Raw genomic sequence first — 25,707 nt, 5'->3', positions numbered from 1 at the left:
AAGAGGGGAAATTAAAAATGAAATTATTACAAAAAGTTAGTGCAGTTGTATTATTTAGTTTGCTTTTCATTGTAACGTTGTTTTCTTCCCATACTGGACATGCTATAGATCAAAGCAATGTATTAAGTGCAAACACTTCGGAACAGGCTATTGAAGTGAAAGTAAGAGTAGAAGGATGGGAATCCACTATCATTCCGCTAACAGAATTAGAAGTAGAACCGTATGATATTACCGATGTAGTAGGAAACAATGAAGTGGGTAATTGGTATAAAAACAATGATACAACGCTTGCGATACACGCCATTATTAAAGCTTTAGAAAATGAAGGAATGGATGTTACAGATCCTTATGTAATCGATGTTGCATATAACGGAAATTACATTGCGGGTATTGCCAATGAATGGGAAGGGGATCAAGGCCCTGCATCAGGATGGATGTATAAACTTAACGGTGTATTACCTTCTGTCGGAGTTGGTCAACAAACGCTTGCGGATCAAGATGTGATAGAGTTCTTTTACATTGGCCATTACAATACATACGATTTTGGTCAAATTTCTGCAAGTGACACCAACATTCAACAAGGAGAAGACGTAAAAATTACTGTGGAAGGACAACCTGCTAGTTGGGGCGAGCCGCTACCATTTGAGTCTATTGAACAAGCAACGTTGGTGATTAACGGTAATTCCACCACGTATACGACGGATGCGAATGGAGAAGTGACCATCTCTTTTACAGAACCAGGTAAATATGAGATAACGGCAAGTAAATTTGGCCCTAATTCCTATAACTTAGTTCGACCTGTTCCTATTACGATCGTAGTAGAGTAAATGGGTTTCATTACAGCGAGAGAAAACCATGGTTCGTGATGTAATATAGGAGGGGAAGAACTTGAAAAAGGCTACATTAGGTTGGACAAAATACTTTTTGATCATGTTGACATGTATGATGTTGACTGCTTCGTTATTGTCCACACAGACTGTCAATGCGACGGAGGCTGCTGATGATGCAGTACTAAATGAAGCAGTGTCTGAAGCTGCGAGTTGGATTATGTCCCATAGTGACTTTTCAACATATGATAACTTTACAGATTGGGATGCCATCGCATTAACACGCAGTGGTTATGATTTGGAAGCTGATTATTTTCAAGCAACCTATCAATATGTTTCTACAAATTTTAAAAGACTACGAAAAGTAACAGATTTAGAAAGGGTCGTTCTTAGTGTAACTGCAATGGGGAATGATCCCACTTATATCGCTGGTTATGATTTTATAGATGCCATCGTGAATCATAGGCGAATGACCAGTCAAGGCATTAACGGACCTGTATTTGCATTGTTAGCGCTAGATAGTAATGACTATGAAGTGCCAGATGACGCGACATGGAATAGAGAGAACCTAGTAGCGTGGATACTACAGCAACAAAATGACGATGGAGGCTTTTCGCTTACCACGGGGTTTACTAGTGATGTAGATTTAACTGCAATGACACTACAGGCATTAGCATCATATCAAGAAAATGTCCAAGTCCAAGAAGCGACGGATAGAGCGTTAACTTGGCTTTCTAGTCAACAATATAGTAGCGGTGGTTTCCCAGGGGCATGGGGCGAATCTAGTGAAAGTGCATCACAAGTGATGATCGCATTAACGAGTTTAGGCATTGACCTTCACGATCCTCGCTTTGTAAAAGATGGCAATGATGTGCTGACGTATTTACTATCTTATCAACAGGAAGATGGTGGCATCTCGCACAGTTTGGATGGTAGTAGTGATAATATTGCTACCCAGCAAGCCCTACTTGCTTTAAGTTCATTGCAGAGAGTAAACAATGGACAACCTAGCATATATGATATGCAGGACATTAAGGCCCAAACGTTGTATGTTGAGATTGAAGCGGGAACGTCGTATACATTGCCACAAGCGTTGTCTAATAGAGACAATACGAAGCCTATGCGTTTATATTTTAATATCCTTCCAGATGCAAATGGTGATGTAACACTTCCAGCGGTGTATGCTGCAAGAGGTAGTAACGTATTAGAGATTGAAAATGGAACAGAGATTGGTAGTCCATGGAATAAAAATATGTTGGCACCTACGGTCTTAGTAGAACCTTCTCTTTACGAGTCAAGTCTTAATGAGATGTTGGAAAAAGAAGGTAAGCAAGACTTCATTTCTACAGCAGTGTATGCTGTAAACGTGGGTGATCCAAATGGAATTGAACTAAGTGAACATGCGACGGTCATATTACAGGGACAAGGACACAAAGAAGCTGCCTACGTGATGGCAGATGGTTCGTTAAAGGGAATACCGAAATATGAGGCTGCTACCATACGTTCGGTAACAACCTCAGTATATGATGGAAGTATTCACCGTGTTGCTTCCTCTTCAACTGACATGCATCATACGCATGCTTCTGTAACAGAGCGTGTATATGTTGATGCTTCATTGCAAGAAATACTGTCTTCCCCTGTGAGTGTTACGGAAGCGGTGTACGCCAATGATGTCATGTACGCGTATGAGCAAAATGGAGATTTGGTGATTAAGACGAAGCAGCTGCAAGGGTTGTTAGCTTTCTTGGCAACGAAAAAACAAGGGGAAGACCCAGATGATGATAGTGGTGATACTAGCGATCCCAACCAGCCTGCCAAACAAACCGTAACGTTATCTGTAGAAAAAAGAACCATAGATGAGGGAGATATACTATCTACTACTACCGTAGAAATACAAGAAGGCGATACCGTCTTCACCGTGTTAAAGAGAGTATTGAATGATAAAGGAATTTCTCTTTCTTATGTAGGTTCTAACGCAAAATTGTACGTAGACGGTATAGATGGCTTGTTTGAATTTGATGCTGGACCTAACAGTGGCTGGATGTACTCTGTCAATGGTTCGTATCCACAATACAGCGCAGGTATTTACGATCTTCAAGATGGGGATCGCATTCGTTGGAGATATACAACAGATTTAGGAAAAGATATTGGCGGATATCTTGGTAGTGACGAAGAAAAAGAGAGCAGTGAGGAAAATGCTCCTAAAAACATAAATGAAGATGCATATGTACAGACATTGAATAACGTATCGAACTGGATACAGAAACATGTAGATTTTACGATGCATGATCATTTTCATGACTGGGATGCTATCGCTTTAGCTCGTTCTGGAGAAGCGGTTCCAGATGGTTATAGTAAGGCACTGCAAGCATTTATAAAGGAAAACGAAGGTTCTTTCCGTAAAGTTACGGATGTGGAACGCATGGTGCTTGCTATTACGGCATTAGGGAAAGATGCAACATCGTTTGCTGGTTACAACTTGATTGAATACATCGTCAATCACCCTAACATGACAATGCAAGGCACAAATGGTCCAGTGTTTGCGTTAATTGCTTTAGATGCTAACAATTATACTGTGCCTGAGCAAGCATTGTGGGATAGAGAGAAATTAAGTCAATGGATACTAGAGCAGCAAAATGAAGACGGTGGATTTCCACTTCATCTGGATGAAAACGAAAATACAGACAGCGATATCGACATTACTGCCATGGTACTGCAAGCATTAGCACCTTACCAGGATAAAAAAGAAGTAAAAGAAGCTACGGAGCTTGCATTGGCATGGTTATCTGAGATGCAATTAGATAATGGCGGTTTTACAGCCTGGGGAGATGAAAACAGTGAGACCATTTCTCAAATGATCATTGCATTGACGGCGTTAAATATCGATGTATACGATGAAAGGTTTGTAAAAAAAGATGGAGATTTACTGTCTGCGCTAACTTCTTTTATCCTTGCAGATGGTGGTGTTGCACACGTGCAAGGAGAAGATAGTGACTTTATCGCGACGCAACAAGCGATGCTGGCATTTGCTGCCTATGATCGTTATTTGGCAGGAGAGAACAGATTGTATGATATGACAGATACTGCTTCCTTATCTCATTTTATAGACGCTGCATCTATTTCAGATTGGGCTTACGACAGTGTAGCATCCGTGGTCGCTCGTGGTTTCATGCAAGGAATTGATCCTTTACAGCCACAGTTTGCTCCGAAGCAACATATTACACGTGCAGCATTTGCTACATTACTCGTCAATATGTTGCAAGAACAACCGGCGATTGCTAGTAAAACATTGCCTTTTAACGATGTAAAAGCAGATGCATGGTACTACGACGGAGTGAGTCAAGCATATGCACTGGAATTCATATACGGTAACACCGATACGACGTTTGCACCTTACCGTACGATAACAAGAGAAGAAATGGCAGTGATGCTAGAAAGATGGTATGTGTTCCATCAAGGAGAAGGAAATAACAAACCATCTACACTGAAAAACGATGTGTTAGACTACACACTCATTTCGGATTGGGCATTGGAAAGTGTTGAACACATGTATGGTCTAGGCATGATGCAAGGAGACGGTCAGTCTTTCCATCCACAGGAAAGTGTAACGAGAGAGATGGCTGCCGTTGTCATTGCGAATATGTTAGAACAGCAATAATTTGGTTTTGTTACACAGGGGGACGTCATCCCCCTTTTTTCTACTTGTTGTCATCTTTATAAAATGTTAAGTATGAAATGTAAAATGTAAAAGCAAATGTGTTAAGTATGAACGATGTAAGTCATGACATGACGTAAGGAGATTGAAGGTATGCTTAGTATGTTAAGTCATAGGATCTGGAATAAAAAAATAATTGCATTTGCAACGCTTTTTCTATTGGTCGTTATTTTAATAGGTTGCCAAACGCAAGTCGTTGAGCCCTCCATATCCATATCACAAACGGATGAGGAAACACCACTGGAGACCGTTCTTTTTTCTATTGTAGGGCCGCCTGACGTTGGTGTGATTTTTGAAGCAACGGAGATAGAGTGGCAGGAAGATGACACTGTCCTCGAACTATTGAAAAGGGTGACTAGACAGCATGAAATTCCGATGGAATACAGAGGAAGTGGTGCAATGGCGTATATTGAAGGTATTGATAATATATATGAGTTTGATAGAGGATCAGGAAGTGGATGGATGTATGCCATAAATGGTAAGTTCCCGAATCGGAGTGCAGGAATATGGCCAACCACACCAAATGATGAAATTGAATGGCTATATACGGAAGACTTGGGAGAAGATATCGGAGCTGCACTAGATGGGTTGTGGGATGGGAAGGAGGAATAATGACTTGAATGACTTTAAACACCTTCATCCCATCATTAGTTTTAGTTACTTCTTTTGCGTGATCCTATTCTCTTTTATGATGAAACATCCACTTTATTTGCTTGTCATCTGCTTGACTACACTATGTTTACATAAGCTATTAGACGGAGGAAAAGCGTTGAAGAAAAGTGTTTTCTATTACGCGCTCCTTTCTTTGTTCGTTATGATTTTAAATCCTATTTTCTCTAGTAGAGGTGCAACGATACTTGGTTATGTGTTTGATCACCAAGTGACATTAGAATCTATCGTATACGGCGTATTGCTGGCTGTGGCATTATTTAATGTGCTCATCTTATTCAAAGCATACGAACTGGTAATCACTCCGGAAAAATTTTTATACTTGTTTGGCACCATGTTGCCGAAATTAACGTTTATGATCCATGTTTCTATCCGTTTTGTTCCTGTTTTTCAACGTAGATTGAAAGAAATCATGGACATTCAAAAAACACAGGGTGCTTTCCAACAAGACACCACACGGAGACAAAAAATGAAAGAAGGAATGGAGACCTTAAGGACGCTGATTACATGGTCACTGGAATCTTCTTTACAAACGGCGAGTTCGATGCGTGCGAGAGGATACGGTATAGGAAAAAGGAGTTCTGCTGTACATTATGTGATGGATAGCAGGGACGGTCTAGTGGGAATATGTATGTCTTTTTTATTGGTTATTGTGATGTGTGGCTATGTTTATGGTTTGGGCACGTATGACCCCTATCCGCAGTTGCAACCACTACATTTATCTGCACTATTTTTGCTGCACTTGTTGTGCTTTTGTCTATTTTTATGTATCCCGATTTTTGTATTGTTGAAGGAGAGATTACTGTGGCATTATATCAGATCGAAGATGTAAGTTTCACGTATCCAGAAGCTGCTGCACCGGTGCTTAAACATATACATGTGCAAATCGAAAAAGGGGATTTCATGCTCATCATCGGTGCATCTGGATGTGGGAAAACAACGCTCTTACATCAGCTCAAAATGGAAGTACGTCCAGAAGGATCGCAAACAGGAAAGATCTCATATGAAGGGGAAGCGCTGGAACAGTTAGAGTCGTTTCGATCTGTCTCTGAAATTGGTATCGTGTTTCAAGACCCTGAACAGCAAATTGTCATGCCTACGGTATGGCAAGAGTTGAATTTTGCAATGGAAAATTTGGGTTATGAGAGAGAAGATATACAACGAAGGGTAGCGGAAATTGTACATTTTTTCGGCATGGAGAGTTGGTTGCACATGCCTATACAAGCGCTTTCTGGCGGGCAAAAACAAATGGTCAATTTAGCTTCTGTATTGACGTTAAGACCAAAAGTCCTGCTGCTTGATGAACCGACAGCGCAGTTAGATCCCGTTGCATCGCAAACGTTTTTAGAACTGATTGCGCGCATTCACGAAGAGTTATCGGTAACGATTGTGATGAGTGAACATCGACTGGAGCAAGTCGTTTCATTTGCAACAAAATTGATGATATTACAACATGGTAACGTTGTACACTGTGATACCGTTCCATCGACGTTAGCCTTCATGGCACGCCAAGAAGAAGGTGTTTTCCACCCTTTTTTACCGTCTATTAGTAAGTTATTTTTTGCGAAAGAGAAAGAAGAAAAAACGTTAGTGGGACAAGCGTTACACGGCATAGAGCAAGTGGATAACAGACGGATAGCGTCACGGGAGGCTCAACAACATTCCATTCCGATTACGGTTAGGGAAGGAAAGACGTGGTTTGTATCCAAATGGAGGGAACGACATGCTCAGAAACATCGAGAGCAGGATGTTGTTTCCAACAAAACGATGCTTGCTAACAAAAGAGGAAAAGGGGAAACAGCTACAGAAAAAGAAGTACATGGTTATGTCACTACTCCACCAGTGATGTTGGAATTCAAAGATGTATATTTTCAATATGAAAAAGACATACCGTTCATTTTACAGAAAGCGTCATTTCATATTAGACAAGGGGAACTGTTCACACTGTTTGGTGGAAATGGATGTGGCAAGTCTACGTTGTTGAAAACGATAGCGGGTATGTTAAAACCACAGCGAGGAAGTATATATTGGAGCGGAGAAGCTTTGCACCGTATGAAGTCAAGAAAAAGGCAGGAGATCATTGGTTACGTAGGACAGCAGCCACTGCTTTATTTTACGAGAGAGACCGTGGAAGAACAGTTGATGACGAGAATGCAACAACTAGGCTATGCAGGGGCGTTGCATGAAATACAAGATATCATCGAGCTGTTTGAGATGGAATCTTTTTTGAAGTCACATCCGTATGATATTAGCGGTGGAGAGCAGCAAAAAGTAGTGCTCGCACTCGTGCTAATGGCGAATCCTTCACTGCTTTTACTGGATGAGCCAACGAAAGGTCTCGATCCAAAGGCGAAGGAAAATCTTGCCCTATTACTGATAAAGTTGAGGGCAAGAGGGAAGACGATCATGATGGTGAGTCATGATGTTGAATTTACAGCACGTTACGCCACCACCTGTGCTTTACTCTTCGATGGTGCTATTACTGCTATGAGTGATACGACTACTTTTTTCAGTGAGAATTTTTTCTTCACCACAGCGATGCATCGTGTAGTAAAAGAGCAATTACCAACAGCGATTACGGTAGAGGATGTTCTAGCTCAATGGGGAACGTAAAGCGTATCGTTTTAATATGTTGTTATGTACTAAGTTTACTACTGTTAATGATGACGCTGTGGATGAAAGATTATTTTATCGTCGCGAGTTTGATCATGATTGGATTAGCCATTGTTTCATTTTTTATACGATTTGAAAAGAAAAATAGGAAAGTGGAAGCCATCGTCTTGATTGCAGTATTGGCCGCGATTGCAGCAGTGAGTCGCATTCCATTTGCAAGCCTTCCGAGTGTGCAACCGACATCGTTTGTCATTATGATGTCCGCGCTTGCTTTTGGCAGTGAAGTCGGTTTTTTAGTAGGATGTCTGGCTGCCATCGTATCCAATATGTATTTGGGACAAGGCCCGTGGACGCCTTGGCAAATGTTTAGCTGGGGTATGTTAGGGTTTACTGCAGGTTTATTACGTTATCGTTTTTTCATGTCATCGTTGTGGGTTAAAAATGCATTCGGTTTCGTTTGGGGATTTCTGTACGGATGGATGACCAATGTGTATTTTGTTTTTGCTTTTATGGGTGCGCCGTCATGGCAAGCTTATGTTGCTGCTTGTATAAACAGTTTTGCCTTTGATCTTGCTCACGGTCTTAGTAATGTGTTTTTCATTACGATTTTTTCAGCACAATGGATGAAGATGTTACAACGTGTCAAGCGAAAATATGGTTTGCTCACTGAGTCAGATGAAAAATAAAGCAGTCTATGCTTTTTAACTTTCATCTGATTTTTTTATAATGAGTATGAAGAAGGGATGCGTTTCGTTTTCAGCTGTAAAGGTAACTAAGAAATGATGGAATATAAGTTATACGTCCTAAGTGTCCAGGCGTAAAAGTCTTGTTACAGTGATTTCTCCACCTAAAACAAATGAAGAAGGTAAAACATAAACATAAGGGGTGCATATTGAATTGAGCCCCGAATAGCAGATACTTAAGATAAGTGTATCTATTCGGGGTTTGTATATATTTTTTTATGTCCGCTAGCAAATTTTATGTAATTTAAAAAACATTTATATTACCAAGGTTTTACTTCTAGTATATCAAAAAGATTGTCAATATAATCATAGTCTATGCTCTTTGTGTTATCTTCAAAAATAAAAAAATTATATCTAATACTTTCATTACCATTCATTATAAATTCTTTATACCTTTTTCCGTTTTTATTGTAAATAGTTATATTTAAATCATATCCTAATCTCCAAAACACAAATTCATTTTTTTGAAATCTTATTTCGTTAAGGTTAGAAATAATATGTTCAATCTGATTTTCGTTAGTAACAGTAATTTCATCGCCACTGTTCCCACTAAAGATTTCAATTTTAGATACTTCCGATGGATCAATGGTTATGATTTTATGAGGAATAAATGTAAGAGAGAATATTCCAGCAAACATCAAAAGGATAGATATGATTATCAATAAAACTTTTTTCCACTTTTTCAAAAAACTCACTCCTTAGATCGGTTCAACCTTTTTTATTTCATATTATTTAATGTCTCAAAAAAATGATGAGACATTAAATTTTGGAAGTTGCTGATACCTATAACTTCCATTTACTAAGAGCGTAAGTTAGTTTTTCATACTTAAAAAGCAGTTCATTTTTATGAGCACCAAATGAAACACTCTCAATTACATTTTGTTGGAATCATATTGATTTTTCTTGCTCTATATGCAGAAACAATGCGTTACACATACTCTTTTTCATGTACACTACTACAGTAATAGGTCATGCTTGTACCAAAGCGGTTTTGTTTGCTCAAAGTATTGGTGATCCTCTAATATGGTATAGATTCTATCCATCATCTGCTCTAATTCTTCAGGCTTCACTTGTATTATCCATACAACAGAGGAAATAAGGGACATGGCTAAGTAGAGACTATACAGCTGCCAAAATAACGTTTCTGGTTGTTTGGTATTGAAGTAACCATTTATTTGTCCGATGCAAAAAGGGATACTACTCTCTCTACTGAACAGCCCAATTTTAAGGAATTCATGGATAGGATCTCCCCAATCAAACCGATTAAAATCAATCACACCTGAAAATTTCTTGTCCTTCACAATAATATTGCCAACTGTAAAATCATCGTGTTGAAACAAGTTAGGGCGACCCTTCATGAGAGGAAGATGTGCTTCGATAAACGATAGTATTTTTTCACTTTTTTTAATTACTACGCCACACGCTTTGTACTTCTCTATGTATTGTTGATGTTTGAATATTTTTCGATCATACCATGGAGCAAGGGAAGGGGGAGCTGCTACCTGATGGATCAGACGGAGTGTCTCTCCCGCTTCTTTTCCAATCTGCATTTGTTCTTTTTCTGAACAGTAAGGTAAAGCTTCTGCAGCATCCTGTCCTTCTACATAGGACAAGAGCATATAGCCGATGTCTAAGTCGGGTATGCTTCCTATTTGTATTGGTTTTGAACATGGAATGCGGAGCTCTTTCATTTTTTCTAGTATTTCATATTCCATTTGCTTATGTTTCATCTCTTCCATTGCAAATGTTCTTAGTAATTGCGTTTCCTTTTGTTTTGAGTGATTTTCGGTGGTCGTAATGACGTATTTTTGATCAGCAGAGTAACCTTTATGAATGGGGGTGATGTCTAGACTGTTTTTTAATATTGGAATGGACGCTAGCAACAACGACGGATCTATTGTATAGTGCTTCAAGCATATACCTGCTTTCATGAGATATTTTCTAATCATAAGTAACAAATTAGAAGTGAAATAATGTGAATGTGCAGTCTATGAGATCAGAAGGAATTATAGTATAGCTGAAATCTTCTTTTGGGACAAGATGGTAAAAGGTGTGTATAGGAGAATACCACATGATGTGTTATTTAGAAAAAATCTTTCTACTAATCAATCTACCTTTTCTGTTTCTAAATTGAATCGTTGCACTTTTTGGACTTTTGTTTCTTATATTACAGAATCTAAACTGTTTTATTTTCACTTTTCCTCTCTTTGGAGAACTAACGATAGAGAATGTAAGATATTTTGACTTATATATTAGATGTAAGACGTCAACATTTTGTTTGTGTCAACGACTAGTAAAATGAAATTATATATTATGAGAGATAACATCACCTTTGTACCATGCTGGTTTTGTTTTATCAAAATAATGATGATCTTCTAGCACCGTGTTGATTCTATCCATCATTTGTTTTGATTCACCACCTTTAAAGTGAGTTATCCATACAACGGAATAAAACAGATACATGGCCAAGTAAAGGGAATATTGCTTCCAAAATGAGGGGGGTGGCTCATGTGGATGGAAGTACCCTTTAATTTGCCCGATACAATACGGGATACTTATTTCTCTACTCAATAGACCTAACGGATGAAAGTCATGCATAGGATCTCCCCAATTAAAACCATGAAAATCGATGATACCTGCAAATGCTTTGTTTTTTACAATGATATTATCAATATGAAAATCATTATGTTGGCATTGGTTGGGACGGCCCTGCATAACATGCATGTGCTCTTCGATAAAGTACATTATCTTGAAGTCATGATTAATCGTTACACCACATTGTTTATACGTTTGTATGGTGTGTTTATATTGGCTCTGCTTTCTATCAGACCATGGTTTAATATGACTAGGGGCTTGGTGTTGATGGATAAGACGCAATGATTGTCCTGCTTCTACTCCAATAAAATATTGCTCTTCCTGTTTACAATGTGGCAATTGGCTTCTTGCATCTTTCCCATCGATAAAGGATAGAAGGATATAACCTAATTTGTATCGTTCTATTGTTCCTATTTGTAATGGTTTGGAACAAGGGAGATGGTTTTGTTTCATTTTTACTAGTATCTCGTATTCTTGATGCTTTTGCTCCATGTGCTGGTTATCAAAAGTTTTTAATAGTAATTTTGGACCTTCTTTTGTCACTATAATATATTTTTTATCTGTTGAAAATCCTTTGCAAATGGGAATGATGTGTGGAGGATTGTGTAGTGAGAAGGGAATGTGGATATACGATAGTAAAGATGAAGGATGGGGTGAGGGGAAAGTGTTCCTCATAATACACCAACTTTCTATGATGTCATATTTAATGAATAATCGGTGTGTAAAGAAGAAGTTTGATTGGTTCAGAATTGAATCCTATTATAACCAATAAAGAGTAGGGATGCAAAGTAGCAACAGAGGATGTTCGACACTGTGCTGTGCATCGTTAGGTGTTACACTATGTGAGGATGAAAAATGCTTTCTTTTACATTTGTATTCACATTCGTTCATTTTATCATTGGTGCTCTTTGGTTCGTTACATGGATGAACAGAACGTTTACGTACTTGTATCATAAATGATGGTCAGCGCACATGCTGAGTGAATTGCCAAGGTTAACCGTTAGCATATATAGTGGACCATTTTTCAATACTTTATATGTAATGTTTGTTTTACATTATTTAAAAAAACGATCATGAATCATACACTACGGAACATGTATAGTGTATCGTTAATCGCGTAAATCGTTAGTTACTTTTATTTTTAAAACTTTAACTTATGCTGTTTACATGTGTGAACAGTCTAAAAATCAAACAATCTCTGCTTAAGGACAGGCGTTTGAATTCTTTTGATTTTTAATGATTTTCTGGCATCCACATAATTTTTATCTGTTAGGCAATAGTCTGTATTACCATATAGCAAATGTTGGATTAGTAATAAACAACAAGCATCTTCTTGAATAAGCGGGCTTAAGCTTGTGTTCAAAATGATACTGTTATCTGGAGTAAGATAGCCTAGTATCCCATTTTTAAAGTGATAATTTTCAATTTTAATGCCCATTTCGCGTGCTAACAAAAATGGATTTTCATTACGTATTCTGCTAAGTATATTTGGCATGATGACCCTCTACACCTCTATAAAAGAAATATTTTTTTAATATATGTACGCATAGCTAGATTTATTTTTCTGTCTTGTATATGTGCTTCTCGTTTTTACCCTTTTCTCTCTAAAATGTTATTTCGATAAAAAACTTTTAAAAAATCAAGAAATCTCGTTTCTTCCGTTTTTTCTAAACTCATTTTACTAAAAGTAATGGTTGATTTTTCTAATAATCTACTTATTTCCTTTTCTTCTTCTTTACTCAATGAAATTTGAAATGTAGGATCGTCTGTCCTGTTAAGTATATAATCAACCGTTACATCATAATGTTGTGATAGAATGATTATTTTCTCTAAATCAGGTTTCAACTCCCCTTTTTCATAACTTACATACGTTAGTTTAGGTATGCCGATGATTTTCGATACTTCTTGAGGAGTCAATTGATGTTGTTCTCTTAGTTCTTTCAGTCTTTCTCCCATAACTTTTTGCCTCTTCCTTTTCTTATGTCAGTCTAATACTCCATTCATTATAATGCAATTATCGACAAAATACACCATAGTTCTAAGTTGTTTTTAAGTTGAATGTTCCTTCATTGTACATGGAGATAGAAAGAATAGAAGGCTTGTTCGTTTCCAAATAACTTTTTTTTCTAATTATAAAAATATTATACTTACCAAATTCGCTTTAATCAAGATTTGGTTTTATTTTACTATTTTATATTACTTGTCTTCCCTTCTATCATTACAAATTACATTGAAACAAATGATATAATATTAGCAAATTTTAGTATAAAATGAACAAGTAACAAATATGTGTAGATGAAATATAACAGGTGAGGGGGTTACATTATGGAACATATTCAGTATCCTATTGGAAGATTCAAAATGCCAGTAAACAAAGATAAGTCTTACATACAGAACATGATACAACAATTAAAGAAGGCACCTCAGGCATTAGAACAAGCGATGGAGGGATTAACAGAGCATCAGCTAGATACTCCATATCGGACTGGGGGATGGACAATTCGTCAAGTTGTACATCATATTGCAGATAGTCAAGTGAATGGTTATCAGCGATTTAGACTGGGACTGACGGAAAATAATCCAACGATTAAGCCGTATGATCAAGATGGTTGGGTCATATTGGAAGATGCAGCTATGTTACATCCTCATGTTTCTATTCGATTGCTGAGTTTGCTTCATGAGCGATGGATTTGCCTAGCGCATTCTCTCACAGAAGAGCAATGGAAACGAACATATCACAACCCAGAATCAAATGAAAGTATCGACTTAAATACAGCTTTATGTTTGTACACTTGGCACGTGAACCATCACACTGCACATATTTTGAACAAACGAGAACGTGAACAATGGTAGTTGTTCATACTTCATGGTCTGGAATTAATGTTCCATCTTTGTATATATAATGGAATGACACTGTGCCAGGATCAAATTGTACTATAAACAACTTGTTTTTATCATCGTAAAGGACAAAGTATGCATTCATTAATTTATTTACATCTACACCTTGTATATGACCTTCATTGCATTTATATATCATAGTACTAGACACTAGACTGACAGAAGTAATGAGTTCATGTATACCATCACCATCTAGGTCTACAATACTATTTTCACCTGCGGTAATGAGTAGTATTGTAGGTACAGTATGGGATACATCAATATAGAATGATACCTCATACGCTGCACCTTGGAACCCTTTTACTACAATTAAATCTTTACCGAATACTTTCACTTTTTTTGTGGATATAAGTTTATCTGTAGCAAAATTATATTCTCCGTATCCTATCAATCCAATCTCGTAAATGATCGTATCCATTCTTATACCAGTATAAATAACTATAAGTTCTTCATCACTTAATTTTGTATAAAATAAAATGTTGTTGTTGTCTACTTCTTCGGTGTGTAAAATATTTATTTCTTCGTTTTCAATTGTATTCATCTCTATATTACTTTCGACTTCTTCTGTATAAACAATCGTGAAGATACTACTATCTTCTTCTATAACATTAACGTTTTCTTGGATCTGAGTTGATGTATTAAGCTCATGCTCATGATCAGTCATATAACCTGTAATAATGAATAAAATGAATAATTTAAGCACATGAAGAGTATTCATTCTAACGGAGACCTCCTTTTATATTGCAGAGCTTACTTATTTATATCGTTAGCGATTGATTTTTTTATAGCTGATCAGTAAAATAAAATCATCATCAATAAAATACATATTTATACATTAACATGCTTATAATGTAAAATACAAGAGATAGTATATGATACTCAAGCGTAAAGAATAAGAAAAGGAACGGTAGAATGGTAGGAAAGATAGAAACTTTAATTTTGCCATTCTTGAAGATAAAAGAGGGGGAATTAACTTGAAACATATCATGAGTATGATGTCCATATTAGTTGTAGGTATGATATGGATTGGTGGTTGTAGTACAGAAGTAGAAGAAACTGCAATTAATTTAGAAGGAATATCTGAGACCTTAAAAAAAGAATTAGAACTAAAGACGGGTAAAGAAATAACCCAAATGAATGATGAAGATTTACACAAGTTAGAATCTATACGTTTAGAGTATCAAATAGAGGAAAACGAAATCGATAAAAGCAAAGATATTAAAGTGATGTCCAAACTTTCATCTCTTAATGAATTATACATTCAAAATGAAACGAATGTTTGTAAATGTGATATATTCGAGTCTTTAAAAGAAAATGAATTCGTTATTGATAGAACAATAGATGATGAAGTGATTGAATTGATAGAAAAATACGTTCAAGCAATAAATCAACAAGACATAGAAACGCTAAAACAGATGTATGTAGATGATAATGTTATAGACTATGATTTATCTAAAAATTTGATGGATAAAAACATTTCATATTTACTTGTAGGAGCTATAAATCCATACATAGATGGTAATGATCATTTGGTAGTCAATGTAATAATGAACCATGTGGATTCAAAAGAAATAGAATCAGTAGGAATTTATTTTGATCCGTCATCACAATTTAAAATACTAAGTGTGGATTAAATATATCTCTAGGTGAATGTAAATGAAAATGAATTTGACATTGATTTTTGAACAAATACAAGATATTGAGTTATTAGATCAAGATAAAATGAATGTATTTGAAGAGGATATTATAGGATAACAGAAGAATAAAACGCAGCGATACAAATATAAACAAAAAAATATTTGTTGGACTGTGTTTTTTATTACCATTTTCAAACTCATAATATAAACTAATTAAACTAAATTAATAAAAATAGTTAACTTTGTTCAAAATATGTGATATAGTATGTATTGTTAAGAAATGAAGATAATATAAAAATATAATGACAACATAAGAAGGTAGGTAACAACATGGAATTATCCAAGATTATGACTTCAAAAAATGAACATATGGCGAAATCATTGGCTTACCGCTGGTACAGCTTTTACGAAAGAGAGAAAACAGAGGAAACATTACAACATCAGTTGGATATTTTAGCAGATGATGTAGTCATCCATTCCCCGTCAGGAACTGCAAATAGCAAGCAAGAATATGTGGAAAACGTCATGAAATTACCCAATAGTCACCGAAATGCTCATGATGTAAGATCTTTTCAATACAATCAATTGAATGATGAGCAGGCTGAATTACAAATAGACATTGTGTACCACAATCAAGATGAACATGGTGCATTAAGAGCGGTAAAAATCCATTATGATACTGAACTATCCATTTTGAACGGCACATGGGTGTTTACTGAAATTAAAATAACTCCAGTAGAAGAAATACAAATCGATGCGTTTCATGATACATATGTAGAAAACAGAGCCCAAAGTTTTGTACATTACTGGCTTTATTTAATGGAAGCGTGTGAAGGAGATGCTACGCCATTTCAAAAGTTACTTCATGAATCGTTCCATTTAGATTTTTCTTCAACGGAACCGATGACCACGTATGAACAATTTGCATCTTGGTTTGCACAAGTTCCAAATCAAATTAAAACCAGTAGACATGAAATAGAACATATCCAAATCGATAGTGGTAATCCCGATGAAATTCATATAGAAATGATATTTAACTGGAATGCGATAACGGTTTCAGATCAACAAATGACGGCAAAAACAAAGCATCAGTGGGTATTAAAAGAAAATCATGAGAAGTTTATTCGTATTGTTACTGCTAATGTGGAGCAACTAGAATCATTCTCCGTTCAGGAGTAATACTTTTGATTACAGTTGATGTAAAAAGAGGGAGAGTCAAGTAGAACGTTTAGACTCTCTTTTTTTTGCAATCATGAATATAAACGATCACTGCAATGATGAAGATAAAATAACAAAAAACCGAATATTCAATGTAATCAAATTTTGTTCCGTATGAACGTATTAGTAGTGCTTACCTATTTAAAATAAGCAATAGTTGTAATCGTTTTCATTAAAATCGTTCGTTATATAGTAACAGAAAAAGCGAATATTAAAGCATAAACGAGAAAACACAAGAAAAACGTTCTTTATAATGAACAATAACCATATTATCCTATTTTTCAAAAGAAAATACATTCGCTATACTCATACTATAATTCGTTATTGAGAACTAGAAAGGGAGAGATATACTTGTTGTGGAACTAGTGAAATATTGGAATATGATCAAAAAAAGATGGATTGTCATTTTTTTGTTTATTCTCATTTCTTGTTTGACTACTTTTCTTTCCAATCAATATCTCACAGAGCCGATGTATGAAGCTTCGACGAAGTTGCTAGTTTACGATTTTTCTAGAACAGAAGATGGAACGACACAGCTCGACCTCAGTACGCTGAATTCAACTATATTATTGACAAATACATATAAAGAAATTTTTTCCTCTCCCGTTATCATGAATAAAGTAGTGGAGCAGTATCCAGATATGGGATGGTCTGTGGGATGGTTGATGCAATCGGTCAAGATGACAACAATGGATGACTCACCCATCATGACCATATCGATGAGAAGCACATCGTATGAAGAAGCTGCCACTATAGTTAATGTTGTATCTAAAGTTTTCAAAGAACAGATTAATGGGATTATGAACGTGGACAACGTCGACATTTTATATGACGTAATACCAGAATACGATGCTAAACCAGACAGTAGTAATTTAGTTACAAGCTTAGTAGTAAGTTTCGTAATCGCGATGATTGCAGGGTTAACTACGGTTATATTACTTGATTATTTTGATGATAGTATGCAAAACGAAACGGATGTGCAGGAAGTGATGGGATTGCAGACATTATGTGTAGTACATGCTTTTGATAAAAAAGAACGCATAGAAAGTAAAACACTCGTTTCCAAAAAAAGAAGATTGAAACATCGCTACGCTTCCATGGAAAGTGACATATAGCGTTCAAATATAAAGCTTCATTAAACCTTAATGACATGACATATGAATAGGAAAATAAGATAGAAGTCAGAAAAGTGAAAGTATCAAAGGTAATGTCTACTGTACCTTTATCACTGGAGACACTCGGTCATACTGTGGGCCATCATGGCCTTAGACATGTGTTGTCAAAAGTATGATGTGAGGTGGGGTTAGATGCCCGTAATGTTGACAAATGATAATGATATAGGGAAAGAGATAGACGTAGAGAAAGTTAAAGAGATAGATATAAATAGATGTAATTCATGGAGTGGATTTATAATGAATAGATTAATTCGGACAATGACAAGTAAAAGCAATAAGATCATGTATTGCTGTAATGCTTATCTATTACACTAGGTAAGATCACCATGAGATGGAAATTGCGCGTTGCTCATAGCCTTCCGATCCTCATATGTTTATCTTTTATTTATTTTTTTTCTACCCAAAGCTATGAGCAGCAAAATATCAGACCATTGTTAAATAACATGTTATTAAATTTGGACGTACATCATTTTTTTATGGATATATCTTTTTATTATAATCACAAAGAAATAAGTGTTCAAAATCTCGGAATAGATGGTTTTGTGGAATTTTTTATACGGAAAGCCGCACATGTGTTGGAGTTTATGTGTTTAGGCTTTTTTTTATTTCGATGGATACATCAATGGACAAAGGCATATGGAGTCCTATTTAAATTGATATGCTTTTTGATGATTATTCTCCTATTTGCCTCTATAGATGAATTGAATCAAATATTTTCTACAAACCGTGCCCCATATTTCGGCGATGTGATCATTGATCTGTTTGGTTCTATTTTGGGAATGGTGCTCTATGTATGGATAAGACCAAAATTTTATAAGTCGAGGAGAGCTGAGGAATGAAAAAAATTAAAAAAGCAGTTATTCCTGCTGCTGGATTAGGCACACGTTTTTTACCTGCAACGAAAGCAATGCCAAAAGAAATGCTGCCGATCATCGACAAGCCGACCATTCAATATATTGTAGAAGAAGCGATCGAATCGGGGATCGAAGACCTAATCATTGTTACAGGAAAAGGAAAGCGAGCGATTGAAGATCATTTCGATAATGCATTTGAGTTGGAGTATAGGCTGATGGACGCTGAAAAGCTAGATCTGCTCACTGAAGTACAACGATCTTCATCCATTGATATCCATTATATTAGACAAAAAGAACCTAAGGGGTTAGGCCACGCGATTTGGTGTGCACGAAGATTCATTGACGATGAACCATTTGCAGTGTTGCTTGGCGATGATATCGTGGTGGCAGAAGAACCTTGTTTAAAGCAACTAATGACCCACTATGAAGAGACTAACGCCTCGGTCATTGGCGTGCAGAAGGTGCCAGAACACCAAACTCACCGTTATGGCATTATCGATTACGCTGAACAAATGGGTAGGTTGTATGAAGTGAATAGATTCATCGAAAAACCGAAACAAGGAAGTGCTCCTTCTAATTTAGCGATTATGGGAAGATATATTCTTAAACCAGAAATATTTGATTACTTGGATATGCAGGAAAAGGGAGCTGGCGGTGAAATACAATTAACGGATGCGATTCAAAAAATGAATGAAATCGATAGTGTGTATGCATATAACTTTGAAGGCACGCGTTATGATGTGGGTGAGAAACTTGGCTTTATTTTAACGAGTATTCAATTCGCGCTCCACAATGAGGAACTGCGTGATTCCGTCATCCAAGGGTTGAAAGAAATATTAGATGAAGAAACGATATATATGTTGAGCTAAATGATTTGAATGGATGTAAAAGGGAGCCAATAAGGTATGGAAAATTGGATGTCGAAACCGTTTATGTTGCGCATGTGGCTAGGACTATTTATCTTATTTACCTCCCTTATCATTGGTCGTATGGTAACGAAACTAGGCATACATACAAGTACGGAAATCATGATCGTAGTACTTCTTGTGTTTATCGGTTTCGTACTTGTGCTAAGAGATTCCATCGGATACATGCCGTATGTGTTAGCTGTGTGGGCTGTTGCACCAGAACTGAGGAGAGTCGTCGACTGGTCCATGAACGAGTATACTTCGTTATCTCTGATTGCACTGGCTCCATTTCTCGTTTCCTTGTTGTGTATGTTATCTATCCTGAAAAATGTGGATCGGATTTCACCTTTTATAAGTAAAATGATGCTTTTGTTTGCCGTGATTTTAGCGTACGGCATGATATTGGGCATAACGAAATATACCTTATCTGCTGTATTTGAATTGCTGTATTATGTGGTTCCATTTTTAATGTTTCCGTATCTTGCTTTGCGATCGCCTAGTGAAAAAGAAAAAGACGGATTAGTTGTTAGTTATATTGTGATTGCGTTTTTTGTGTCTCTATATGGAATCATACAGTTTATTTTCGCCCCTCCTTGGGATGTATTCTGGATGAACAATGCAGAGATGATGTCGATAGGAAGTCCAGTGCCTTATGAACTTAGAGTGTTCTCTACATTAAATTCTCCAGGGCCTGCAGCAGCCTTTTTGTTTGGGGCATTAATTCCTATGTTATTAGATAAAAGATGGCGATCCGGTCTTGGTTGGATTGCGATGTTGATCATTGCGACGTGTCTTGTTTTAACATTGGTAAGATCGGTGTGGATTGGACTCATAGTGACGGTGTTGCTCTATTTAATATGGAGTACACAAGGTCAAAAATTAGGTAAAATCATCGTGCTTGTGTTTTTCTCTTTATGTGTATATTTTTTGTTACCCTTCATTCCTGGTTCAGAGATGGTGGAACAGAGGTTTAACAGTTTAACTTCACTAGAAGAAGATCATTCCTATACTGAGAGAATGCAAATAGCAGAACATTTAATTCCGATGATTACAGGCCAGCCTTTAGGAAAAGGACTTGGTTCACAAGGAAAAGGGACAAAGTTAAATAATGAAGGAAATGTAGGGGAAGGAGCAATACTCGATAACGGAGTAGGCTCTATTTTTGTAACGTACGGTGTCATTATAGGAAGTTGTTTTTTTATCTTTCTCCTATTGATTTGGCTTAGGTTATGGAAAATGCGCAGTTTTGGGTTGTATCCATGTCTTGGCATAGCGATGTTCAGTGGTTCCATCGCTATGATGATTTCTGACAATAGTTTTGTTGGCGTCAGTGCTATGGTGACATGGTTTTATGTTGGATTAAGTGAGGGACAATAGATGCAGTGGGCAATGAAATCATTTCAATTATTTCGCAATATATGGAGTGCTGATACGGGATTTTCTCATACGCTGAAGACGATGGTGATTAGCATAGGTATTGTGGTTATTAATATGGCGACGGGCATTATTACAGCGAGAGGGCTAGCTCCTACTGGAAGAGGAGATCAGTCGGCGATGATGATCTGGTCGCAATTTTTACCTTTTATTCTCACTTTCGGTTTACCCGCTGCGCTACTTTACAATATGAAGCGCTACAAAGAGGAAAGAGCATCATTATTCTCTGCTTCTATCGTGTTGGGTGTGATGCTCGGTTTTGTAGCAATCGGTATCGGCGTTCTCTTTATTCCGTGGTGGCTGCAGTCTTCTTCACATGAAGTGGTGATGTATGCACAATGGTTTCTATTGCAAGCTCCGATTGTCATGCTGCTTCTCATGAATAATGCGGTATTGCAGGTAGAAGGGGAATTTACACTATATAATCGCCTGCGTTATGTCCCACCATTTGCTACGTTGGTGTTATTATGCGTGCTGATGAGCTCAAATAGACTTACCCCTGTTTCGGTCAGTTTATCTTATTTAATACCTACGATTCCTATCGTGCTGTGGTCCACGCATCATTTGTTAAAACGATATGGCTGGAAGTTGCTTCACTTCAAGCGTTCTTGTCAGCGATTATTTGGATATGGCATTAGATCGTATGGGATTGACTTACTGGGTAACATTTCCAATCATTTGGATAAAGTCATTTTAGTGGCATTTTTATCGGCAAAAGAATTGGGGTTATACGTCGTTGCATTAAGTTTAGCTCGCATGGTGAATATTATTTACCAATCTGCCATTACCGTACTATTTCCGAAAGCTACTGGAATGGCAAAAGAAAAAGTGGTGGACATCACACTTACTGTATTTCGCATCAGCATGTTTATCGGTTTATGTATTGCACTCATTTTAACGGTGATTGCGCCTTATGTGCTCGTGCTGTTGTATGGAGAAGCGTTTGCTGAAGCGATTACTATTTTTCAAATATTACTTTTTGATGCCGTTCTTGCAGGTGGCATCATGATATTGGCGCAAGCGTTTATGGCTTTGAACCTTCCTGGAAAGGTGACGGTGACACAAGGAATAGGGTTAAGTGTAACCTTGCCACTCGTCATCGTATTAGAACCATTATTGGGGCTTGTTGGAGCGGGTGCTGCCGTACTCATCGCGACTTGTTTCCGTTTCGTAGCTATATGGTTGCAATACTGGTTCGTATTAAAAGTGAAGGTGTGGAAATTGTTCTTATTGCCACAAGATGTACGATGGTTATTTCAACAACTAAAGCGATAAGAGGAGAAGGGGTGAGAGAAAGGTGACATCATCTAAACAACTATCTGTCGTCATGATCGCACAAGATGAACAGGAACGGATTGAACAGTCTATTTTATCCTGCATGCATGTTGCAGATGAGATCGTAGTCGTTGATGGCGGGAGTAAAGACAACACCGTGCAAATAGCAGAACGACTTGGCTGTAGGGTCATTCATCATGCTTTTGAAGGGTATGCGAAACAACGGAATTTTGCTGCAGACCAAGCCGTACATGATTGGATATTTTTTATTGATGCAGATGAGATCGTAAGCAAACCGCTTGCATTATCGATCATGAAATGGAAAGAAAATAAAGAGGAAGAAACAGCAGCATATGCCGTATATCGTATTGGTAACTTTCTGAATAAGTGGTTTGAACAGGGAGAGTATCTCGTACGGTTATACCATCGAAAGCGTGTGAAAATCAATGACACCCACGTCCATGAAAGACCAGATGTAGAAGAGGATAAGACAGGTCAATTAGAAGGGGTGTTATGGCATAATGGTTTCCGCAGTATAGAGGATCATGTGCAGCGCTTTAATAGATATACCAAGTTGGAAGCAGAGCAGGCATACGAGCAAAAACAGAAATTTCATATGGTAAATATGTTGTGGCGTCCGCCAGCAAAATTTGTGCAAAAATATATGGTGCATCAATTGTACAAAAAAGGAGTCGCCGGGTTTGCTGTCGCTGTGTTCTGGAGCTATTACGAATTCATGAAGCAGATCAAACTGTACGAAAAATATATGCCAAGTTCTTCACTAGCTTCAAAGCGGGGAAGGGAGGAAGTGAAGGTTGCAAACAAATAAACTGCATATTTTAATGATTGGCATGGGTTGGCCAGATCAGCAGCCAGGTGGATTAAATACGTATGTATCCTCCATGGCGGAACAGCTAGCACTTGAACATCAATTAGACGTCTTCGTTAGCTGCAAAGAGCAGGTGACTAGTCCAGCAACGTTTCAATTACATAACATTGTGGCCCCAGATAAAGGATTAAAAACAAAAACAAAGGCATTTCAGCTCGCTGCTGCAAAATGGATGGATGAGGGCACTGTCGATGTCGTGTATGCACATTTCGCTCCATATAGCTTAGGTGTCGCTCAAGAAGCGAAAAAAAGAAACATTCCGGTAGTGGTAGGTTTTCACGGCCCATGGAGTCAGGAGATGGAAGTCGAAGGATCTGGTTTTCTCCATGCATTAAAGTGCAGAGCTGCTAAATCGATTGAAATGCAAATGTACCGTCTAGCAGATCGATTCATTGTGCTAAGTGATCGTTTTCGAGCCATTTTACAGGATGATTACCGTGTAGATGATCATCACATTGTAAAAATTGTGGGTGCAGCCGATGAAAAGCAATTTTTTCCTACAAAAGATAAGGAAAAAATAAGAGAGCTTTTACAACTACCGAAGCAAAAAAAAGTAGTACTCTCTATTCGAAGATTAGTGCATCGGATGGGATTGTTGGAACTTGTGGATGCATGGAAACAGGTAGTGGAGCAAGAAGATGATGTGTTGCTTGTGATTGGTGGTAAGGGAGCATTACAAGATCAGTTGCAGCAAAAAATACAAACGTTGGGCCTAGCGCATCATGTACTCCTAACAGGATACATTCCGCAGGACAAGCTCCCATTGTACTATCAAGCTGCGGATTTATTCGTTGTTCCTTCGCAAGCTTTAGAAGGCTTTGGACTAATTACTGTAGAAGCGTTGGCAAGCGGGACGCCAGTTGTCGCTACACCTATAGGTGGGAATAGTGAAATCCTAACCCCTTTTTCACCGCACATGGTATTGAAAGGAACGTCGGCTTTGCATATGGAAGAAGGGCTGAAACACGTAATAAAAAACAGAGAACAGTGGCCCACATCAGCGGAGTGCAGAGCGTACGTGGAGAAGCATTTTACATGGGAAGTCGTTAGTAGACAGGTAGAGGAAGTATTGAAATCATCGTTAGTAAAGGAGGGGAGTGAACCTTGCGCATAGCGTATTTGGATCATACTTCTCGTTGGAGTGGAGGGGAAGTAGCATTATATAATTTGTTAACACATCCCAATGAGGATGTGGAACCTTTGGTCATCCTGGCAGAACACGGCCCACTTGCGGAAAAGTTGCAGGAAGCGGGAGTGGATGTGCGCATTATTCCTTTAGATGAAAAAGTACGCAATAGAAATCGCAATGCATTGACACCAAGTTTACTATCATCCTGTATATCTATGATGCGCTACGGGCATCGTCTGGGAAAAATACTGACACAAGAAAATATCGATGGCATACATACCAATTCATTGAAATCGGCACTCTATGGTGCAGTAGCAGCAAGAAAAGTGAAAAAGCCACTGATTTGGCATATACGAGACCAAATCGCATCTCCATACTTACATCCTCTCGTAGCTAAAACATTGAGAACACTGGTTCATATTTTACCAGATGGAATCATTACGAATTCAACATCTACGCTATCCACATTACAATTACCTCAGAAAAAATTACAGCGGGCAGAAATTATTTATTCCGCTTATGCCGACAAACTAGAGAATCCTGCACATCAAGATCATCGTGAACAGCCATTTCATGTCCTACTTGTAGGGAGATTAGCAGCTTGGAAAGGTCAGCACGTTTTATTGCAAGCAGCAAAATTACTGAAAGATGTACCGCACGTTCATTTTTGGCTGGCAGGTGACGCCTTATTTGGAGAAGAAGCTTATAAGGAAGAGCTTAAAGCCTTCATACAACACGAAAACTTACAAAATGTCACTTTGTTAGGGCATGTCGATCCTATTAAACCATGGCTGCAAAAGGCGCATTTACTCATTCATACTTCCATTACACCAGAACCGTTCGGACAAGTTATTGTAGAAGGCATGGCGTGTGGACTTCCCGTTATTGCATCCGATGCAGGGGGGCCTAAAGAAATTGTAGTACCGAACGAAACAGGATTGCTGATTGAACCGAACAAACCAGCTGTACTTAGTGAAGCATTACAATGGATGCTCGACCATCCGGAACAGCGAAAAGAAATGGGTTTACAAGGAATGCAGCGGGTAAAGCAGCATTTTGTCATAGAACAAACTTCACACAAATTAACGAAGTTTTATCAACGATTGCTACAATAAAAAAAGGATGGTG

The 25,707-nt window shown here is 37.6% G+C and carries 23 protein-coding genes; 17 read left to right on the top strand and 6 right to left on the bottom strand.

Translation table 11 applies throughout. The features are described from left to right. The first annotated feature begins 17 nt into the window (after positions 1–17). The 6 genes from D1Z92_RS02865 (at position 18) to D1Z92_RS02840 (ending at position 8,510) form a co-directional block, all read left to right on the top strand. Positions 18–827 (top strand): DUF4430 domain-containing protein, encoded by an 810-nt coding sequence (locus D1Z92_RS02865; RefSeq protein ID WP_164931427.1) that lies wholly within the window; start codon positions 18–20, stop codon positions 825–827. 61 nt (positions 828–888) lie between these two features. Then, positions 889–4,485 (top strand): S-layer homology domain-containing protein, encoded by a 3,597-nt coding sequence (locus D1Z92_RS02860; protein ID WP_128894153.1) that lies wholly within the window; start codon positions 889–891, stop codon positions 4,483–4,485. 150 nt (positions 4,486–4,635) lie between these two features. After that, positions 4,636–5,154, top strand: coding sequence for a DUF4430 domain-containing protein (locus D1Z92_RS02855; RefSeq protein ID WP_128894152.1), 519 nt, complete (start codon positions 4,636–4,638; stop codon positions 5,152–5,154). Between the two features lie 4 nt (positions 5,155–5,158). Next, positions 5,159–6,043: an energy-coupling factor transporter transmembrane component T gene (locus D1Z92_RS02850; protein ID WP_164931426.1), complete on the top strand. Its 885-nt coding sequence runs from the start codon at positions 5,159–5,161 to the stop codon at positions 6,041–6,043. Beyond that, positions 6,016–7,824: an ABC transporter ATP-binding protein gene (locus D1Z92_RS02845; protein ID WP_164931425.1), complete on the top strand. Its 1,809-nt coding sequence runs from the start codon at positions 6,016–6,018 to the stop codon at positions 7,822–7,824. Before D1Z92_RS02850 ends, D1Z92_RS02845 begins: the two co-directional genes overlap by 28 nt. Beyond that, positions 7,812–8,510, top strand: coding sequence for an ECF transporter S component (locus D1Z92_RS02840; protein ID WP_128894149.1), 699 nt, complete (start codon positions 7,812–7,814; stop codon positions 8,508–8,510). Before D1Z92_RS02845 ends, D1Z92_RS02840 begins: the two co-directional genes overlap by 13 nt. A gap of 317 nt (positions 8,511–8,827) precedes the next feature. On the opposite strand, the gene D1Z92_RS02835 is transcribed toward D1Z92_RS02840, so the two are convergent. From D1Z92_RS02835 to D1Z92_RS02815, 5 genes are all read right to left on the bottom strand, one after another. Then, entirely contained in the window at positions 8,828–9,253 is a 426-nt protein-coding gene (locus D1Z92_RS02835) for a hypothetical protein (protein ID WP_128894148.1), read from the bottom strand. Between the two features lie 270 nt (positions 9,254–9,523). Then, positions 9,524–10,480: an aminoglycoside phosphotransferase family protein gene (locus D1Z92_RS02830; RefSeq protein ID WP_240666548.1), complete on the bottom strand. Its 957-nt coding sequence runs from the start codon at positions 10,478–10,480 to the stop codon at positions 9,524–9,526. A 391-nt stretch (positions 10,481–10,871) separates the two neighbouring features. Further along, positions 10,872–11,837, bottom strand: coding sequence for an aminoglycoside phosphotransferase family protein (locus D1Z92_RS02825; RefSeq protein ID WP_128894146.1), 966 nt, complete (start codon positions 11,835–11,837; stop codon positions 10,872–10,874). Between the two features lie 505 nt (positions 11,838–12,342). Continuing rightward, positions 12,343–12,657 (bottom strand): hypothetical protein, encoded by a 315-nt coding sequence (locus D1Z92_RS02820; protein WP_128894145.1) that lies wholly within the window; start codon positions 12,655–12,657, stop codon positions 12,343–12,345. A gap of 95 nt (positions 12,658–12,752) precedes the next feature. Further along, the gene (locus D1Z92_RS02815; protein ID WP_128894144.1) at positions 12,753–13,118 is read right to left on the bottom strand and encodes a helix-turn-helix domain-containing protein; all 366 of its coding nucleotides are present in this window, start codon (positions 13,116–13,118) and stop codon (positions 12,753–12,755) included. 369 nt (positions 13,119–13,487) lie between these two features. On the opposite strand from D1Z92_RS02815, the gene D1Z92_RS02810 reads away from it, so the two are divergent. Beyond that, positions 13,488–14,015, top strand: coding sequence for a YfiT family bacillithiol transferase (locus tag D1Z92_RS02810; protein ID WP_128894143.1), 528 nt, complete (start codon positions 13,488–13,490; stop codon positions 14,013–14,015). Between the two features lie 4 nt (positions 14,016–14,019). Here D1Z92_RS02810 and D1Z92_RS02805 read toward each other — a convergent pair whose 3' ends face one another. After that, positions 14,020–14,778 (bottom strand): hypothetical protein, encoded by a 759-nt coding sequence (locus tag D1Z92_RS02805; RefSeq protein ID WP_128894142.1) that lies wholly within the window; start codon positions 14,776–14,778, stop codon positions 14,020–14,022. A 256-nt stretch (positions 14,779–15,034) separates the two neighbouring features. Here D1Z92_RS02805 and D1Z92_RS02800 point away from each other — a divergent pair, with 256 nt between their 5' ends. The 10 genes from D1Z92_RS02800 to D1Z92_RS02755 all read left to right on the top strand — a co-directional run bounded on the left by D1Z92_RS02800 (position 15,035) and on the right by D1Z92_RS02755 (position 25,694). Then, positions 15,035–15,694 carry a hypothetical protein gene (locus D1Z92_RS02800; RefSeq protein ID WP_128894141.1) on the top strand — a complete coding sequence of 220 codons (660 nt, stop codon included), beginning with the start codon at positions 15,035–15,037 and terminating at the stop codon, positions 15,692–15,694. 333 nt (positions 15,695–16,027) lie between these two features. After that, the gene (locus D1Z92_RS02795) at positions 16,028–16,876 is read left to right on the top strand and encodes a hypothetical protein (protein WP_128894140.1); all 849 of its coding nucleotides are present in this window, start codon (positions 16,028–16,030) and stop codon (positions 16,874–16,876) included. A gap of 395 nt (positions 16,877–17,271) precedes the next feature. After that, entirely contained in the window at positions 17,272–18,030 is a 759-nt protein-coding gene (locus D1Z92_RS02790; RefSeq protein ID WP_128894139.1) for a YveK family protein, read from the top strand. 386 nt (positions 18,031–18,416) lie between these two features. Beyond that, positions 18,417–18,929 (top strand): VanZ family protein, encoded by a 513-nt coding sequence (locus D1Z92_RS17785; RefSeq protein WP_128894138.1) that lies wholly within the window; start codon positions 18,417–18,419, stop codon positions 18,927–18,929. After that, entirely contained in the window at positions 18,926–19,813 is an 888-nt protein-coding gene (gene galU, locus D1Z92_RS02780) for a UTP--glucose-1-phosphate uridylyltransferase GalU (RefSeq protein WP_128894137.1), read from the top strand. The genes D1Z92_RS17785 and galU overlap by 4 nt, the downstream gene beginning before the upstream one ends. Before the next feature lie 36 nt (positions 19,814–19,849). Beyond that, entirely contained in the window at positions 19,850–21,229 is a 1,380-nt protein-coding gene (locus D1Z92_RS02775) for an O-antigen ligase family protein (RefSeq protein ID WP_128894136.1), read from the top strand. After that, complete coding sequence (locus tag D1Z92_RS02770; protein WP_128894135.1) at positions 21,230–22,561, top strand: lipopolysaccharide biosynthesis protein; 1,332 nt, start codon at positions 21,230–21,232, stop codon at positions 22,559–22,561. A gap of 22 nt (positions 22,562–22,583) precedes the next feature. Then, complete coding sequence (locus D1Z92_RS02765; RefSeq protein WP_240666547.1) at positions 22,584–23,390, top strand: glycosyltransferase family 2 protein; 807 nt, start codon at positions 22,584–22,586, stop codon at positions 23,388–23,390. Next, on the top strand, positions 23,377–24,564 hold the full coding sequence (locus D1Z92_RS02760; protein WP_128894134.1) for a glycosyltransferase family 4 protein: 1,188 nt from the start codon (positions 23,377–23,379) through the stop codon (positions 24,562–24,564). Before D1Z92_RS02765 ends, D1Z92_RS02760 begins: the two co-directional genes overlap by 14 nt. Next, positions 24,555–25,694 carry a glycosyltransferase family 4 protein gene (locus D1Z92_RS02755; RefSeq protein ID WP_128894133.1) on the top strand — a complete coding sequence of 380 codons (1,140 nt, stop codon included), beginning with the start codon at positions 24,555–24,557 and terminating at the stop codon, positions 25,692–25,694. Before D1Z92_RS02760 ends, D1Z92_RS02755 begins: the two co-directional genes overlap by 10 nt. Positions 25,695–25,707 lie beyond the last annotated feature (13 nt).

The sequence above is a fragment of the Longirhabdus pacifica genome (genome assembly GCF_004115085.1).
GTDB classification, from domain to species: domain Bacteria; phylum Bacillota; class Bacilli; order Paenibacillales; family DSM-105158; genus Longirhabdus; species Longirhabdus pacifica.
The sequence above is the reverse complement of the archived record's forward strand: the minus strand, read 5'-3'. Positions and strand labels throughout refer to the sequence as shown.

Coding starts and splice junctions, on each gene's coding strand:
- D1Z92_RS02865 (WP_164931427.1), top strand. CDS start 18: ATGAAATTATTACAAAAAGTTAGTGCAGTTGTATTATTTAGTTTGCTT.
- D1Z92_RS02855 (WP_128894152.1), top strand. CDS start 4,636: ATGCTTAGTATGTTAAGTCATAGGATCTGGAATAAAAAAATAATTGCA.
- D1Z92_RS02840 (WP_128894149.1), top strand. CDS start 7,812: ATGGGGAACGTAAAGCGTATCGTTTTAATATGTTGTTATGTACTAAGT.
- D1Z92_RS02825 (WP_128894146.1), bottom strand. CDS start 11,837: ATGAGGAACACTTTCCCCTCACCCCATCCTTCATCTTTACTATCGTAT.
- D1Z92_RS02820 (WP_128894145.1), bottom strand. CDS start 12,657: ATGCCAAATATACTTAGCAGAATACGTAATGAAAATCCATTTTTGTTA.
- D1Z92_RS02815 (WP_128894144.1), bottom strand. CDS start 13,118: ATGGGAGAAAGACTGAAAGAACTAAGAGAACAACATCAATTGACTCCT.
- D1Z92_RS02810 (WP_128894143.1), top strand. CDS start 13,488: ATGGAACATATTCAGTATCCTATTGGAAGATTCAAAATGCCAGTAAAC.
- D1Z92_RS02805 (WP_128894142.1), bottom strand. CDS start 14,778: ATGAATACTCTTCATGTGCTTAAATTATTCATTTTATTCATTATTACA.
- D1Z92_RS02795 (WP_128894140.1), top strand. CDS start 16,028: ATGGAATTATCCAAGATTATGACTTCAAAAAATGAACATATGGCGAAA.
- D1Z92_RS17785 (WP_128894138.1), top strand. CDS start 18,417: ATGAGATGGAAATTGCGCGTTGCTCATAGCCTTCCGATCCTCATATGT.
- galU (WP_128894137.1), top strand. CDS start 18,926: ATGAAAAAAATTAAAAAAGCAGTTATTCCTGCTGCTGGATTAGGCACA.
- D1Z92_RS02775 (WP_128894136.1), top strand. CDS start 19,850: ATGGAAAATTGGATGTCGAAACCGTTTATGTTGCGCATGTGGCTAGGA.
- D1Z92_RS02770 (WP_128894135.1), top strand. CDS start 21,230: ATGCAGTGGGCAATGAAATCATTTCAATTATTTCGCAATATATGGAGT.